The organism is bacterium, from assembly GCA_030019025.1.
Lineage (GTDB): Bacteria > Hydrothermota > Hydrothermia > UBA1063 > UBA1063 > UBA1063.
The window spans coordinates 70,266-85,244 of record JASEFR010000004.1; the positions used below are offsets into that span (position 1 = coordinate 70,266).

A 14,979-nucleotide genomic window follows, 5' to 3' on the forward strand; every position below is an offset into this window, starting at 1 on the left:
AATGAAAAATTACAGAATAACTTCACATCCAATCTTAAAAGTAACTCCCGCAAAAACTATTACGTTCAAATTTAATGGAAGACCTCTTGAAGCGAGGGAAGGAGAAACCATCGCTTCAGCACTCTACGCTAATGGGATCCGAATCTTTGGAAAACATCAAAAGGACGGAGCCCCACTGGGAATCTTTTGCGCCAATGGGCAATGCGACCAGTGCAAAGTCATCGCCGATGGGATCACAGTTAAAGCCTGCATGACTTTAGTAAAAGAGGGGATGGAAGTCTATCCGTTAGAAAGATTACCGAAGTTACCCGACTGGGACTTTAACGCCGAAGTGGAGTTTGAAGATATTCCAGAATATGAATATGACGTTCTGATCATTGGAGGAGGCCCCGCAGGACTAAGAGCAGCCACAGTTCTCGGAGAGAGAAACGTAAAGACCCTCATTGTGGATGATAAAAATCAACTCGGCGGAAAGTTGGTTCTGCAGACCCACAAGTTTTTCGGTTCGGTAGAGGCATGCTATGCAGGTATGAGAGGAATTGACATCGCTAAAAAATTGGAAGAAGAGGTAAGGAACTTTCCCTCAATCGAAATCTGGTTGAACTCCATTGCAATATGGGTATTTTCCGACAAAAAAGTGGGAATCCTTAAAGATCAAAAGGAATACGTCCTGGTTAAGCCCAAAATTTTACTTGTCGCCTCGGGTGCCAGAGAAAAATCTATATTGTTCCCTGGAAATACTCTCCCCGGGGTCTACGGCGCGGGCGCTTTTCAAACACTGGTAAACAGAGACCTCGTTAAGGCGGCTGAAAACCTATTCGTCGTTGGAGGAGGCAATGTAGGCTTAATTGCTGCCTACCATGCCCTCCAAGCTGGAATTAACGTGGTGGGCCTGTGCGAGATCATGCCAGAGGTTGGTGGATACAGCGTTCATAAAGAAAAACTACTAAAACTGGGAGTACCTGTCTTTACTTCTCATACGGTCGTGAAAGTCCATGGTACCGAAAAAGTAGAAGCAATTACAATAGCTAAGGTAAACGAAAAATTTGAAATCATTCCTGGAACCGAGAAAACCTTTGATTGCGATACCGTCCTTGTTGCCGTTGGGTTAGACCCCGTCAATGAATTTTATGAAAAAGCTATTAGATTTGGTCTTAAAGCCTACTCAGCTGGTGATGCGGAAGAAATTGCCGAAGCGTCATCGGCAATTTTCTCTGGCAAAATTAAGGGGTATGAAATACTGAGAGAGCTTGGTTTATACGAAGGGGAAATTCCAAAGGAATTATACGAAACGCAAAAGGTTCTTAAATCAAAACCAGGAAAAATTTATGAAATGAAATACCCTGAAATCAAAGAAGGAGTGTACCCTATTTTAAACTGTGTTCAGGAAATCCCTTGCAATCCTTGTAGCACAATATGCCCCAAAAATAGTATAGTCATCGAAGAGAATATCTTAAATCCACCCATTTACAAGGGTGGGTGCATTGGATGTGAAATGTGTGTAGCAATATGTCCCGGCCTCGCCATCTCTCTTGTGGACTTCAGAAAGGGCGAAGACCCCATCGTAACATTACCTTTTGAATTTGGTGACGATAAAATAAAAGTGGGAGACATCGTGGAACTAACCGACAGATTAGGTAACGTCCTTGGAAAGGGGGAGGTTATCAGTTTTCGATTTGTTGAAAAGGTACGAACAATTCCCGTGAAAACAAAATTGGTAAAAGTAAAAGTGCCGAGAGAAATTGCCGAGAAAGTAAGTGGAATCAGAATATTGGAACCTGCTTCTTATGCACAAGAAAGGATGGAAGCCATCCCCGATGATGCTATTGTTTGCAGATGCGAAAGGGTCACTGCTGGTGAAATAAGGAAGCTAATCAGAGAAGGGGTCAGGGATATGAATGAAATTAAAGCTTTAACAAGAGCCGGCATGGGCGCCTGCCAGGGAAAAACTTGTACAAATTTAATAAAACGGCTCTTTAAAGAAGAAGGAATAAAAGAAGGCGAATTTACAGAGTGGGAAAAAAGGCCTTTGTTCATGGAAGTTACCCTTGGGACATTGGCGGGTTTAAAGGAGAAGAAAAATGAACAATAAATTTGATGTAATTATTATCGGTGCAGGAAGTGTTGGGGTCCCACTCTCCTATTTTCTGGCAAGGAAAGGATTTAAAACCTTAGTGGTTGACGAAAAGGCAGCCCCTGGACAGGGTTCCAATAAGGCCGCTATAGGTGGCATTAGAGCAACTCACTCTTCACCTGGCAAGATCTTGGTGGGACTTAAAAGCCTCGAAATATTCAGAAATTGGGAGAAGGAAACTGGTGACGATATTGAATATTATGAAGGGGGCTACGCCTTCGTAACTTATAGAGAAGAAGATAGGAACTCGCTGAAAGAACTTGTCAAATATCAGAGACAATTCGGTCTCGAAATAGATTTTTACGAAAAGGAAGAAATCCTTAAAATCATTCCCGGTATAAATTCTGAAGGTTTACTGGGCGGAACCTATTCTCCGCGGGATGGGAGTGCTTCTCCTCTTCTCTCAATAGAAAGTTTTTACAAACATGCAAAAAAACATGGTGCAATCTTCAAATTTCGTGAAAAAGTAATTTCTTTTGAATCTGAAAAGGAGAAAATAACCGCTGTAAAAACCTTTAGTGGAAGCTACAGGGCTGACATCGTTATAAACTGCGCAGGAGGGAATGCGTCAGATATTGGAAAACTTGCAGGGGTAGAATTACCGGTAACTCCTGACTCCCACGAGGGAGGTGTTACAGAACCGGTTGAAAGATTTGTAAACCCAATGATTGTGGATATTAAACCAGAAAAAGGAAGCAAAAATTTTTACTTTTATCAGCACAAAACTGGACAAATCATTTTTTGCTTAACCCCTGACCCACCTATTTGGGGAACGGATCTCAGAGAGACATCAACCTTTCTCCCAATGGTAGCAAAGCGGATGATAAAAGTTATGCCCAAATTAAAGTATATAAGAGTTAGGAGAACTTGGAGAGGCGTTTATCCAATGACTCCAGACGGAAACCCAATTGTTGGTTTTAAAGGTTACAAAAACTTTCTGCATCTCGTGGGAATGTGTGGTCAAGGGTTTATGCTCGGGCCCGGACTGGGATACTACATCAGCGAATACCTGGGAGGAAAAACAAGCGAAGAAATAAAAACAATTTTACAAGAGTTTTCCCCGGACAGGGACTTCGGTGCACAAGAATTACTTAAATAAATTTGGACTAAACTAATAAAAAACAAATTTTTTCTTGATTAAGCGCCATTCTCTTTTTATACTTATCAACAAAGGGAGGTATTTTTTATGTTCATGCAGAAACTTAGGTCTTCTACAAAAACAATCCTCTGGATAGTTGTAATTGCTTTTGTCGCATGGCTATTTTTTGAGCTTGGCGCATCCCTAACTGGGTTCAGGGGGAGGCAAAAACCGTGGCATAAAGGGATAATGGCTGAAATTGATGGAATAAAAATCAATTACACCGATTTTGAAAGAATGGTGTCCTTTGCTGTCCAAGAAACTTTAAGGGCAAGACCAAATAGAAATTTAACACCCGATGAATTAAAAAACATAAGAGATTTCAGTTTTTACGATGTCGTTAGGAGAATTAAACTATCCAGATTCGACGAAAAATACAGAAAAATGATATTTTCTAACGATGTTTACACGCAAATTCTTGTTATGAACCCACCAGCAGAAATTCTCAGCGACTCCAACTTTTATACCGACGGTAAATTTGATCAGAACAAGTATGTTGAGGTGTTAAAGGATCCGAGGAATAGAGATTACGTGGTAAATCAGCTCATGAAAATCAGGATCGACCTGTTGCAGGAGTTGACAAATCAGGATGTAGCGCTATCCTTTAACATTTCGCAAGCGGAGAAAGAAGCTATTTACCGGCTTGAGAATACAAGGTTTAAAATCAAATATCTCGGCGTAAGAGCGTATCAGATACCAGACTCGTTAATACCAGTAGAACTGAAGGACCTTCAAGAGTATTATGAAAAGAACAAAGAAAAATTCAAAAGACCGCCAAGGGCTGCGATGAAACTCGTTGTCTTTAGCGTGGCCCCTACTTCAGAAGACACAGCCATAGCCTTGGACCGAATCAACACCGCCCTCGAACTTTACAAGCAGGGTGAAACCTTTGAAAATCTCATTCGAGATTTCTCCGACGATCATGGCGACTTTGGATGGATAAGAAAGAATGACACCAAACTTGACACCATTTATCAGTCCCTTTCTCCTCTAAAGGTCAACGATGTCGCTGGGCCTTTCAAATTTAGAGAAGGTTTTTATCTTTTCAAAATAGTGGAAAAAGCGAAAGACAGCATAAGGGTAAAGGATATTTACGTTGCAATTCGGCCTTCAGAAAATACTTACCAGGAAGCATATAGAAAAGCTGAGGAATTCAGAGAGTTGGCAAAAAAGAAAGGATTTGATAAGGCTGCAAAAGAGCTAAATTTAGAAGTATTTGACACCCAAGAATTCAATATTGAAGGATACTTTATACCATACGTTGGCTTTAGAAACGAGGCGGTCAAAAGATTTGTAAAAGAATCAAGAAAGAAAAGTATATCGGATGTGATCAAAGATGAAAACACTTACAAAGTTTTCTACCTTTACAAAAAAGACAAAGGTGTAATCCCTGATTTTGAGGACAACGAAGTCAGGGCCAGAATTAAGGGGATGTACATTTCGGATAAAAAGATGGAACTCATATCCGCAGAGCTTCAAAAAGCTATGAACCTGATAAAAAGTGGTGTAGAATTAGATTCTATTCCTGGAAAACTTTCGATTCCTTGTGTTGTCGAATCAACCTCTTATTTCACTGCCAAAACCATACCATCTCCTTTCATTGGAAGAGACATCAGATTTAGCGGTTTTATTTACTCATTAAAAAATGCTGGTGAATTCTATGGCCCGTTTATCTCAAAACCTTATGGGGGCTACATTGTAAAGCTACTGGAGCGGGTTGAACCGACAGACGAAGAAATTAAAAATAACTCAAAATTCTCTGTAGGATCTTACTCAAGGATATGGGATCTCACTTTCCGTGAATACCAGCAAAAGCTTGTTGACCTTCAAGATATAAAAGATTATAGAAGCTATTTTTATTTATATTAAGGAGTGGAAAAAATGAAGAAAGTCAAGATTGAACTTATCAGAGGAAAGGAAATTCTCGATTCAAGGGGAAACCCAACCATTCAAGTTGACTGTATTCTGGATGATGGGACCGTAGGAAAGGCAAAGGTCCCATCGGGAGCATCAACCGGCACGAGGGAAGCTCTTGAACTTAGAGACAACGAAAAAAGATACGGCGGGAAAGGAGTAAAAAAGGCTGTAGAGAATATTAACAACGTCATTGCACCCAAGCTTATTGGAAAATCACCTTTTGACCAGGCAGAAATTGACTACCTCTTGATCAACTTAGATGGTACAGAAAATAAATCAAAACTTGGAGCTAACGCCATCCTGGGCGTCTCAATGGCTGTAATGAGAGCGGCAGCAAATTCCTTGGGTATTCCACTCTACCGGTACATCGGTGGAATTAATGCAAAGACTCTTCCTGTACCCTTTATGAATGTTATAAACGGTGGGGTCCATGCAGACAATCCCCTTGATATTCAGGAGTTTATGATAGTTCCAGCCGGTGCACCGACCTTTGCAGAAGCCTTAAGATATGGTGCAGAAGTTTTCCAGAATTTGAAAAAAATACTGAAATCCAGAGGACAAGTGACATCAGTAGGGGATGAGGGTGGATTTGCACCCCAAATAAAAACCGCAAAAGAAGCTATTGAAACCTTATTAGAAGCCATTGAAACAGCTGGTTACAAAGCAGGAAAGGATATCTACGTAGCTCTGGACTCAGCAGCCAGTGAGTTCTATGAAAACGGAAAGTATAACTTTGAAGGAACGCAGTTGACAACGGAAGAAATGGTTGCTTATTACGAAAAACTGGTATCAGAATATCCTATAATAAGTCTGGAAGACCCACTTGCTGAAGAAGACTGGGAAGGATGGAAGAAATTGACTGAAAAGCTCGGTAAAAAGGTGCAATTAGTGGGTGATGACATTTTCGTCACCAATCCGGGAATATTAAGAACGGGCATCAGAGAGAAAATTGCCAATTCCATCCTTATAAAACTTAACCAAATTGGAACGGTAACGGAAACGTTAGAGACTATCAGATTAGCTTACACGGCTTGTTACACTGCAATGGTTTCACACCGTTCTGGAGAAACAGAAGACACCACAATTGCCGACCTCGCTGTTGGGATGAATACAGGGATGATTAAAACAGGCTCTCTCTCAAGATCGGAAAGGATTGCGAAATATAACCGACTTCTTGAAATTGAAGAGGAGCTGGGTAAAAACGCTATTTATCCTGGATTAAATGCAATAAAAAACCAGGCACGGTTTGACTAAGTTTCAGAAAAAAAGACTTCTGAAATATGCCATCTATCTTCTTTTGATTTATGTTGCTTACCATTATGTAGTTGTTTTAGTTGAATTTTTTAACACCAACACAACTTACAAAAAATATGCAAAAGAGGCTCTTCACCTTAAAGCAAGACTCTTAACAGCCACCGCAAGAAAGGAGTATATGCTTACCGAAGAAGGGAAAAGAAAAGTCTTAGAACAAAGATTAAAGGAACTGCGAGATTAACTTGTTAGAAGCAACAACATCTTTTGAAATCTGATTCTTAAGCTCTTCAACAGAAGGAAATTTTATGTCTTCTCTCAGAAAATCTACAAACTGAACCGTTGCCAATTCACCATATACTTCACCTTGGAAGTTAATGAGGTGCACCTCAATGCTAAACCTGGAAAGTCCGAGGGTAGGACTTTCCCCAATATAACATGCACCGGGGAAATTTTTACCCCTTAAGGATACAATGACAGCGTAGACCCCCTTCTTTGGAACGATCTTTTTATCGGGTATTTCTAAGTTTATTGTCCTGAATCCAAGTTCTTTGGCAATACCAGCACCTTTCACCACTATTCCAGAAACAGAGTAGAACCTGCCAAGGCACTTTGCAGCCAATTTAACATTTCCTGAGTAGAGCAGACTCCTTATAAAGGAAGAACTCACGACGTCATTCTCAATCTTAACAGGCGGAACCACGGTAATGCAAAGATCGAACTTTTCAGCTATCTTAGAAAGATAAGGAACATCTCCTTTTCTTCCCTTACCGAAGGTATGATTAAACCCTACAACTAAGTGCTTGGCATAATATCGAGCTCTTAGGAAGCTTAAGAATTCTTCTGGCTCCAGTGATTCTATCTCTTTAGTAAAATCAAGGACCTCCACCTTCCCGTTGGTAAGCTCTCTCAATAAAGACATCTTTTCCTCATCCGTAGTTATAAGAAATCTCTCTGAGTTCTGAAGATTAAATTTAGGCGGGTAATTAAGTACCAGAACCAATGGCTCAAACTTAAACGCAGCTGAAATTTTGAGTGTAGTTGTGACTATCTCTCTATGCCCGATATGAACGCCGTCAAAGGTGCCAACGGTAATGCAAGTATTTTTCATTCCTCTGGCACGTAAACCTTCTTTGGTTCAACGCCCTCCCACGTCAAAAAGCCAATTCCCAAAAAATTGCCTTCTTGGTCAAAAACCTTCACAAGAGAGAAAGCTCTTGTATCTGAGGACAATTTGGATATAAAACGTCGTGGGACCCTATTACCATTCATAAACATGGATGCTCCTGTAGAATTCAAATATATCGCGGTTTTCATTGGAAGCCCTTCATGAATAGAAATGATTGAATCTATCACCTTTGCAGCATCATCTAACTTCACTGCATTTTCTATTCTGTAATCACCTACTCTCAACCTCACCAAATCCTTCACGATTCCCACAGTTCCGAGTTTTTGTGCAATGTCCCTCGCAAGGGATCTCATATAAGTACCTGATGAGCACTCCACATCAATAATAATATAATCTTCTCCTACTTCGAGTAGTTCTATTTTGTTAATCTTCACCCTCCTCGGCTTTGGAACAAGAAATACGCCCTCTCTTGCATACTCGTAAAGTCTTTTCCCTTCAAATTTAATCGCCGAGAAAGATGGTGGAATCTGCTCGATTTCTCCTTGAAACTGGGCAAGGACTTCCCGAACATTTTCTTCGCCAAGAACGGGTACCGGCATTTCCTGAATCACTTCTCCTTCAGAATCAAGGGTAGTAGTTAAGATACCAAATTTAACCTTAACTCGATATTCTTTGGTTTCATTCATTATGAATTCGAGAAACCTCGTTGCCTTACCAACACCAACGACAAGAACCCCCTCTCCCATAGGGTCAAGATTCCCAGCATGACCTATTCTCTTTATTTTCAAAATCTTTTTAAGTACCCTTATAACGTCGTATGAAGTGGGGCCCTTCTCTTTATAAATATTGAGAAATCCATCCATTTTCAACTCTAATAAATTCAAGTTCTGGTGCAAACTTGATATTCAGTTCCCTTGCTACTATACTCCTCAAAAAACCCTTCGCACTTTCCAATCCCTTCTCAACATCCTGAATCGACGATTCATAATAAACTTTAGCAAATCTCAAGTCCCCTGTTACATCCACTCTAACAATAGTGAGCCTTGCTAAACGCGGATCTTTAACTTCAAACAAAATTGCTTCCTGCAAAATTTTTAAAATCTCATGAGCAACTCTTTCACTTCTTTTAAAAGGCTTCATGTTTAAATTATACTTTCCAGAATACGAAAAACCAAATAGATTATTGAATGTTGCAAGGTGTTGCCTTAAAATTTAAACAAAAGGAAGGATTCGATGGTAAGGGTTCGTTTTGCTCCTTCACCTACAGGATATTTGCATGTCGGTGGAGCACGTACAGCCTTGTTCAATTGGCTTTTTGCAAGAAAAAACAACGGTGTCTTCATCCTCCGAATAGAAGACACTGACAGAACCAGATATGTCCCTGGCTCCGTTGAGGATATCCAAGAAAGTCTTAAATGGCTTGGACTCCACTGGGATGAAGGCCCTTACTTCCAGAGCGAAAGAATTGAAATTTATAGGAAACACGCAGAAATGCTTTTGCAGAAAGGGCATGCGTACCGATGCTTTTGCTCTGAGGAAAGGCTTCAAAGACTGAGAGAAGAACAGATGAAAAAAGGGCTCAAACCGGGTTATGATAGAAAATGCAGATACCTATCACCAGAAGAATCAGAAAAGATGGTAAAGGAAGGGATACCATACGTAATACGTCTGAAAACCCCCTTGGACAGGGAAATTGTTTTCGAAGATTATCTGCGTGGAACTATAAAGGTGCACGGTTCAGAGCTTGAGGACATTGTCCTTCTTAAATCCGATGGATATCCCACTTATCATCTGGCAAATGTTGTAGATGACCATTTAATGGGTATTACCCACGTAATGAGAGCAGACGAATGGATACCAAGCACACCTTATCACGTATTTATGTACGAAGCTTTTGGATGGGAACCCCCTATTTTTGCCCACCTACCTGTGATTCTTGCCCCTGACGGAAAGGGGAAACTCTCAAAAAGGCACGGAGCTACATCGGTTCTCGAATTTAGAAAAATAGGGGTTTTACCTGAAGCCCTCGTTAACTTCCTTGCCCTTCTCGGCTGGTCACCTGGAGGTAACAGAGAAATTATCCCACTCCAGGAAATGATTGAGCTTTTTGACCTTAAAAAAGTTGGAAAGAGAGGCTCAGTTTTTGATTTCAATAAACTCTATTGGATGAATTCTTACTATATCCGGCAAAAAACGGAAGAAGAACTTTTCGAACTGTCAAAGCCCTTCTTTGTCGAAAAGGGATTTGAGATAGACAAAATAGAACCCACTCTACTTAAAAACCTTATCAAACTTTACAAGGAAAGGGTAAAAACTTTATCAGAACTATCAGAGTCATGCAGGTTCGCCTTCACCGATGACATAGAATACGACGAAGAGGGCGTCAAAAAATACCTCTCAAACCCTGAAATTAAGGTATATTTATTGAAGTTCTCCGAAATTCTTGACGACCTGGAAGAATTTACAAAAGAAAATATTGAGACAGCCCTGAGAAACTTTGCAAACGAAGAGAAAATTGAGCCAAGAACCCTCATTCACCCTATCAGAATAATGCTTACAGGGAAAACTATTGGGCCTGGTCTATTTGAATTAATGGAGGCCCTCGGAAAAGAAATCTCCATCAGGAAAATTAAAAAAGGCATTGAAAGGCTCCTCTAACCATGAAACCGTTAAAAAAGGTAAAAGAAATCTCAAGCGGTTTTGTAGTTTATACCATAGACAGAGACAGGATTCTCTACTTGCTTCTAAAGCACCCGACTCATTGGAGTTTTCCCAAAGGGCACATGGAACACAGAGATAACAATGACCTATTAGCAACCGCTAAACGAGAAATGATGGAAGAGACCGGAATTGAGAACTTTGAAATCATTGATGGATTTCACAAAGTTTTGAGCTACACTTTTGTCAAAGATTATGTAGAAGTAATAAAAGACGTCCACTACTTTCTGGCGCACTGTTTTAAAAAAGAACCTATAGAACTGTCCAAGGAACACTCTGACTATGGTTGGTTTCCCCTCAGGGTTGCATATATTAAGCTTAAATTTGAGAATGCAAGAGAACTTCTGCTCGAAGCCCACGAATTTATAAAAAAACTACATGGAATTTAATGAAGCGGTTGAATTTCTTTATTCCCTTATTGACTACGAAAAGAAGAAAGGGTACGTTGAATCTTTAAAACCGTTTTTAGATTTTCTTAAAGAATTTGATAATCCGCATCTCAAAGTTCCAAGGCCTATTTTGATCGTTGGGACTAAAGGTAAAGGCTCTACCGCCCATCTTGTTGCAGGGGGACTTGAGTATTTAGGTTTCAAAGTGGGGCTTTTCACATCCCCTCACCTTGTAGATATAAGAGAAAGAATTAAAATAAACAGCCAAATGATACCTGAAAAAACTTTTGCCAGGTATGTAGAAATTATAAAGCCTCACCTCGAAGGGAAAAGGGGATTTAAAACAGTGTTTGAGACTTTAACTCTAATAGCTTTTCTCTACTTTTTGGAAGAAAAAGTCGATTTTGCAGTTTTTGAGGCTGGGCTTGGAGGGAGGCTCGATGCTACCAATGTATTAAATCAGATACTCACAATAGTTACAAACATTAGTTACGATCATATGGATATACTCGGTCACAGAATAACTGATATAGCGAGAGAAAAATCTGCGGTTGTTAAAAACTCAAACCCCGTAGTTGTCGCCTCACAGCATCCAGCAGTGTATAGCGTGATAAGAAGGGCCTGTGAAAAATATAATGCAAAAATGTACCTATTAAACCAGAATGCCAATTTCAAGCTGATAGAGGCAAAGTTGGATAAAACTGTCATCAAATATAGAGGGCTCTTTGAAGAAAAAATTCTTACCCTGAACCAAGGTGGCATGTTTCAAGCAAAAAATATGGCACTCTCAGCGCTTTCTCTTGAAGTATTGGGCTTCAGAGACTTTGACTTTGAAAAGGTAAAAATCGATGGAAGGTTTGAAGTGATTTCAAAAGACCCACTAATAATAATCGATGGCGCCCACAATTACGATTCGGTGAGGAAATTCATACAGTCTGCATTAAAAATAATTGGTAATGAGTGTGTGCTCCTTTTTGGAATTAACAAAGATAAAGAATATGAGAAAATAGTAAGGGAAATTGTAAAAACAAATCCCAAGCATATAGTAGTAACTCAATCTCAAAGCCCAAGGGCACTCAATTCTGAGGAACTTTTAAGATTATTTTTGAAATACGGTATACCAGAGCAGAATTTGGAAAGTGCCCCGGATGCCCAAAGGGCCATAGAAATTGCAAGAAAAAAGGAGAGCAAAATCCTCGTTTTTGGATCCTTCTATCTCGCGGGGGAATTAAAGAAAATATTGAGTTCATAAATCCTTAAATATCAATGATTTAAATAGAGGTTGACAATCGCAAAAAAATAAATTATAATATTGTTTGCGCAGGAGGTGTTATGAGGTATCTCTTTTCCTTAGTAATAGTTACCGGTTTCCTCACTGCAGGAACACCGGGAGAAGTAAAAAAGGAAGAGACTTCTCTCTTCAGCACTGCTGGGAGAGGCACAGCGATAGTTCGCTCGAGGGCTGATTTTTCCGGGAAACAGCCTACAGATACCCTGTACTATTATAATTCCATAGATTACAACGCCATCGGCCTTACCAACGGAGGCACGTATGAGGCGGCAATCAGGTTAACACCAACAGAACTTGGGTCATATGGAAACTGGAAACTCATAAAGGTAAGATTTTACCACCATGAAGGGAGTCACAATGGCCAAGTGAAAATCTACGATCAGGGTACAACCTCTGAACCCGGTAGTATAATTACTACAGAGCCTTATTCTGCATCAACGGCAGGATGGATAGAGATCACTTTATCAAATCCAGTCATTATCGATAACTCAAGGGATCTGTGGGTATCCGTCGAGATTACCCATGCAGCAGGGGAATATCCTATCTCCGTTGATCAGGGTCCAGCAGTTTCTGGTAAAGGAGATTTTGTCTATGCAGGCGGCTGGGGAGAGTTGGCAAACTATGGGCTCAACTACAACTGGAACATAGAGGCAATAGTCCAACTACCGGGTGAAGAAGGAGATCCATTGCCACCAGAGAATTTATCGGCCTATTCGGATTATACAACGCCCACGAGCATTACCATATCCTGGACCGATCCCACCACCCGCGTGGACGGTACACCCCTTGACAGCTTCAGAATCAAAATTTTGAGAGTAGCGGAAACAAATCTTAGCGACACAACCTTTGTGGATACAGTTAGAAACGGGATACAACAGTATGAAGATACAGGCCTCACCGACGGTACCAAATATACTTATATTCTTCAAACCTGGACCTATGATGATTCCCTGAGTATTCCCGTTACTGTCAGCTGGTATGCAGGCGGAGATCCATGGCCTGCACCTCCAACCCTTACCGCTGTAAACGTAATTGATGACTCCACTATTGAAATCGTTGGCGTGACTCCCACTACTCAGCGGGATGGCACACCTCTTGATGATCTGGCAGGAATCAATGTTTACATCAATGGTTCTTTACATCACTTCTACCCCATCACCGATACAGGTATCACATTCTATGACACAGTAACCGTAATCCCCGGACGGGTATCGGTCTACCTAACCGCTCTCGACAACGAAGTCCCACAACACGAATCCGAGCCGTCTCAAACCATAGAAGTTATTACCAATGTCCACTCCGGCGGTCCTGATGGATATGGCTATACCTTTATGGATTCAGACTATCCCACAGGCCCCGAATTCATTTGGTACGATTCCGGGGCTGGAGAGGTTATCTCCTTAAGTGATGATGGAAACACTTCTATAACTCTACCTTTTGCATTCCCATTTTATGACTCAACAGTCACAGAGCTGTACCTTTGCTCCAACGGATTTCTATCCACCGCCTCTATAACTGCTTACAGCAATCAAGATCTACCTTATGCAGACATACCCTATCTAATTGCCTTCTTCTGGGATGACCTCAATCCTACCTTAGGTGGTCAGATCAGGTACCTTGCCACTCAAGATTATGCAATAATACACTTTGAAAACATTCAACATTTTGGAGGAACGGGGACCTACAATATGCAGGTAATCCTCTACCCCAATGGCGACATTGTAATGAGCTACCTCTCAATGACCGGTACCCTTAATTCCTCAACCATTGGAATCCAGGGGAATGGCGGTACAAACGAATGGTACCTGAAATATTCCTATAATGGAGACCCTGTTGTTGTCCATGACAACTTAACCATCTACTGGAAAAGACCCGAAAGAAGTCATGATCTTGCAGTAGGCGCCTTCCTTAACCTTTCCGATCTTATGACAATAGAGGAAATCACACCTATGGCAACTGTTAGAAACATTGGACAGAATACCGAAACAAATGTCGATGTCGAACTACTTATCTTAAATGGGGCTGACACAATCTATGCTGACACCGCAAATATAGCTTCAATAGCCCCTGACGAGGTCGACACCCTCACCTTTGTATCCTTTACACCACCTGGAGCTGGATTCGATTATCAGGCAAAACTAAACATCCTGCTCGCTGATGAAGACCCCATAAATAACTCAATGAGCAAAAGCTTTATAGTCTATACTACCCTTTATGACTTTGAGGAACATACAGGAGATTTTACCGCCGACGCAGGAACCCAATGGGAATGGGGTATTCCAACCTACGGCCCAAGTTCTGCGCACTCTGGCCAAAGATGTTGGGCAACGGCACTTGCAGGAGATTATGCCAATGACGCAGACTGGTCGCTCTATTCCCCTATACTTATTGCAACACAGGATGCACCAACCTTTGGCTTCTTCCATTGGTACAATATGGAAGCATACACATCCACAGCTTACGATGGTGGTAATGTTGCTATCTCAATTAATGGTGGACCTTATACTCTAATAACACCGCGGGGCAACTATCCAAGAAGTAGCGTAGTAGGATTAGGAAATGAACCGGGGTTCTCCGGCACCTCAGCTGGATGGGAGCGTGCCATCTTTGATCTTCCCTCCGTAAGCGCTGGTGATACCTTTAGAATAAGATTTAGATTCGCCTCGGACGGGTCTGAAACAAGGCCTGGATGGTATATCGATGACTTCGTCTTCGGTGACTTTGTATCATCTATTGCTGAAGGCGGAAACAGGCCATTCTCCATATCAATGCCAACAATCTTCAAAGGCGAAATTTCCTTCATTGTAAAGACTGATAATGCCCAAAAATTAGAAGTTATGCTATATGATGTTTCCGGTAGAAGGGTAGCAAAGATATTCTCCGGTCAGTTAGCTCCTGGGAGTCACAAGGTCAGTTACAACAATGAACTCTCCAGAGGGATTTACTTCCTGAGAATATCCACAGAAAAATCAAGCGAAATCAGAAAGATAATGGTTACAAAGTAGCTAAAAA

12 protein-coding genes are annotated in these 14,979 nt (G+C 40.9%); 9 read left to right on the top strand and 3 right to left on the bottom strand.

Annotation, left to right across the window (positions count from 1 at the left end):
- Window position 1 precedes the first annotated feature (1 nt).
- The 5 genes from QMD82_01925 to QMD82_01945 all read left to right on the top strand — a co-directional run bounded on the left by QMD82_01925 (window position 2) and on the right by QMD82_01945 (window position 6,684).
- Window positions 2-2,092 (top strand): FAD-dependent oxidoreductase, encoded by a 2,091-nt coding sequence (locus QMD82_01925; protein MDI6850683.1) that lies wholly within the window; start codon window positions 2-4, stop codon window positions 2,090-2,092.
- Complete coding sequence (locus QMD82_01930; GenBank protein MDI6850684.1) at window positions 2,082-3,233, top strand: FAD-binding oxidoreductase; 1,152 nt, start codon at window positions 2,082-2,084, stop codon at window positions 3,231-3,233. The genes QMD82_01925 and QMD82_01930 overlap by 11 nt, the downstream gene beginning before the upstream one ends.
- Before the next feature lie 93 nt (window positions 3,234-3,326).
- Window positions 3,327-5,141 carry a peptidyl-prolyl cis-trans isomerase gene (locus QMD82_01935; GenBank protein ID MDI6850685.1) on the top strand — a complete coding sequence of 605 codons (1,815 nt, stop codon included), beginning with the start codon at window positions 3,327-3,329 and terminating at the stop codon, window positions 5,139-5,141.
- Between the two features lie 12 nt (window positions 5,142-5,153).
- Window positions 5,154-6,443 carry a phosphopyruvate hydratase gene (gene eno / locus QMD82_01940; protein MDI6850686.1) on the top strand — a complete coding sequence of 430 codons (1,290 nt, stop codon included), beginning with the start codon at window positions 5,154-5,156 and terminating at the stop codon, window positions 6,441-6,443.
- Window positions 6,436-6,684, top strand: a complete 249-nt coding sequence (locus QMD82_01945) for a hypothetical protein (protein MDI6850687.1) — start codon at window positions 6,436-6,438, stop codon at window positions 6,682-6,684. The genes eno and QMD82_01945 overlap by 8 nt, the downstream gene beginning before the upstream one ends.
- Here the strand turns inward: QMD82_01945 and QMD82_01950 are convergent.
- Genes QMD82_01950 through rbfA form a run of 3 tightly spaced genes read right to left on the bottom strand, consistent with a single transcriptional unit; the run spans window position 6,664 to window position 8,709 of the window.
- Window positions 6,664-7,551 carry a bifunctional riboflavin kinase/FAD synthetase gene (locus QMD82_01950; protein ID MDI6850688.1) on the bottom strand — a complete coding sequence of 296 codons (888 nt, stop codon included), beginning with the start codon at window positions 7,549-7,551 and terminating at the stop codon, window positions 6,664-6,666. The two genes, QMD82_01945 and QMD82_01950, sit on opposite strands and share 21 nt — an antisense overlap.
- Window positions 7,548-8,432 carry a tRNA pseudouridine(55) synthase TruB gene (gene truB / locus QMD82_01955; GenBank protein MDI6850689.1) on the bottom strand — a complete coding sequence of 295 codons (885 nt, stop codon included), beginning with the start codon at window positions 8,430-8,432 and terminating at the stop codon, window positions 7,548-7,550. Before truB ends, QMD82_01950 begins: the two co-directional genes overlap by 4 nt.
- The gene (rbfA, locus tag QMD82_01960) at window positions 8,407-8,709 is read right to left on the bottom strand and encodes a 30S ribosome-binding factor RbfA (GenBank protein ID MDI6850690.1); all 303 of its coding nucleotides are present in this window, start codon (window positions 8,707-8,709) and stop codon (window positions 8,407-8,409) included. Before rbfA ends, truB begins: the two co-directional genes overlap by 26 nt.
- Window positions 8,710-8,802: 93 nt before the next feature.
- Here rbfA and gltX point away from each other — a divergent pair, with 93 nt between their 5' ends.
- The 4 genes from gltX (at window position 8,803) to QMD82_01980 (ending at window position 14,972) form a co-directional block, all read left to right on the top strand.
- Complete coding sequence (gene gltX, locus QMD82_01965; protein ID MDI6850691.1) at window positions 8,803-10,227, top strand: glutamate--tRNA ligase; 1,425 nt, start codon at window positions 8,803-8,805, stop codon at window positions 10,225-10,227.
- A gap of 2 nt (window positions 10,228-10,229) precedes the next feature.
- On the top strand, window positions 10,230-10,676 hold the full coding sequence (locus QMD82_01970) for an NUDIX domain-containing protein (GenBank protein ID MDI6850692.1): 447 nt from the start codon (window positions 10,230-10,232) through the stop codon (window positions 10,674-10,676).
- Window positions 10,666-11,928 (top strand): Mur ligase family protein, encoded by a 1,263-nt coding sequence (locus tag QMD82_01975; GenBank protein ID MDI6850693.1) that lies wholly within the window; start codon window positions 10,666-10,668, stop codon window positions 11,926-11,928. Before QMD82_01970 ends, QMD82_01975 begins: the two co-directional genes overlap by 11 nt.
- An 80-nt stretch (window positions 11,929-12,008) precedes the next feature.
- Window positions 12,009-14,972 carry a T9SS type A sorting domain-containing protein gene (locus tag QMD82_01980; protein MDI6850694.1) on the top strand — a complete coding sequence of 988 codons (2,964 nt, stop codon included), beginning with the start codon at window positions 12,009-12,011 and terminating at the stop codon, window positions 14,970-14,972.
- The last annotated feature ends 7 nt before the right edge of the window (window positions 14,973-14,979 follow it).

Excerpts from the sequence above, each read along its gene's own strand:
- QMD82_01925 (MDI6850683.1), top strand. The coding sequence starts at position 2 with ATGAAAAATTACAGAATAACTTCACATCCAATCTTAAAAGTAACTCCC.
- QMD82_01930 (MDI6850684.1), top strand. The coding sequence starts at position 2,082 with ATGAACAATAAATTTGATGTAATTATTATCGGTGCAGGAAGTGTTGGG.
- QMD82_01935 (MDI6850685.1), top strand. The coding sequence starts at position 3,327 with ATGCAGAAACTTAGGTCTTCTACAAAAACAATCCTCTGGATAGTTGTA.
- eno (MDI6850686.1), top strand. The coding sequence starts at position 5,154 with ATGAAGAAAGTCAAGATTGAACTTATCAGAGGAAAGGAAATTCTCGAT.
- QMD82_01950 (MDI6850688.1), bottom strand. The coding sequence starts at position 7,551 with ATGAAAAATACTTGCATTACCGTTGGCACCTTTGACGGCGTTCATATC.
- truB (MDI6850689.1), bottom strand. The coding sequence starts at position 8,432 with ATGGATGGATTTCTCAATATTTATAAAGAGAAGGGCCCCACTTCATAC.
- rbfA (MDI6850690.1), bottom strand. The coding sequence starts at position 8,709 with ATGAAGCCTTTTAAAAGAAGTGAAAGAGTTGCTCATGAGATTTTAAAA.
- gltX (MDI6850691.1), top strand. The coding sequence starts at position 8,803 with ATGGTAAGGGTTCGTTTTGCTCCTTCACCTACAGGATATTTGCATGTC.
- QMD82_01970 (MDI6850692.1), top strand. The coding sequence starts at position 10,230 with ATGAAACCGTTAAAAAAGGTAAAAGAAATCTCAAGCGGTTTTGTAGTT.
- QMD82_01975 (MDI6850693.1), top strand. The coding sequence starts at position 10,666 with ATGGAATTTAATGAAGCGGTTGAATTTCTTTATTCCCTTATTGACTAC.
- QMD82_01980 (MDI6850694.1), top strand. The coding sequence starts at position 12,009 with ATGAGGTATCTCTTTTCCTTAGTAATAGTTACCGGTTTCCTCACTGCA.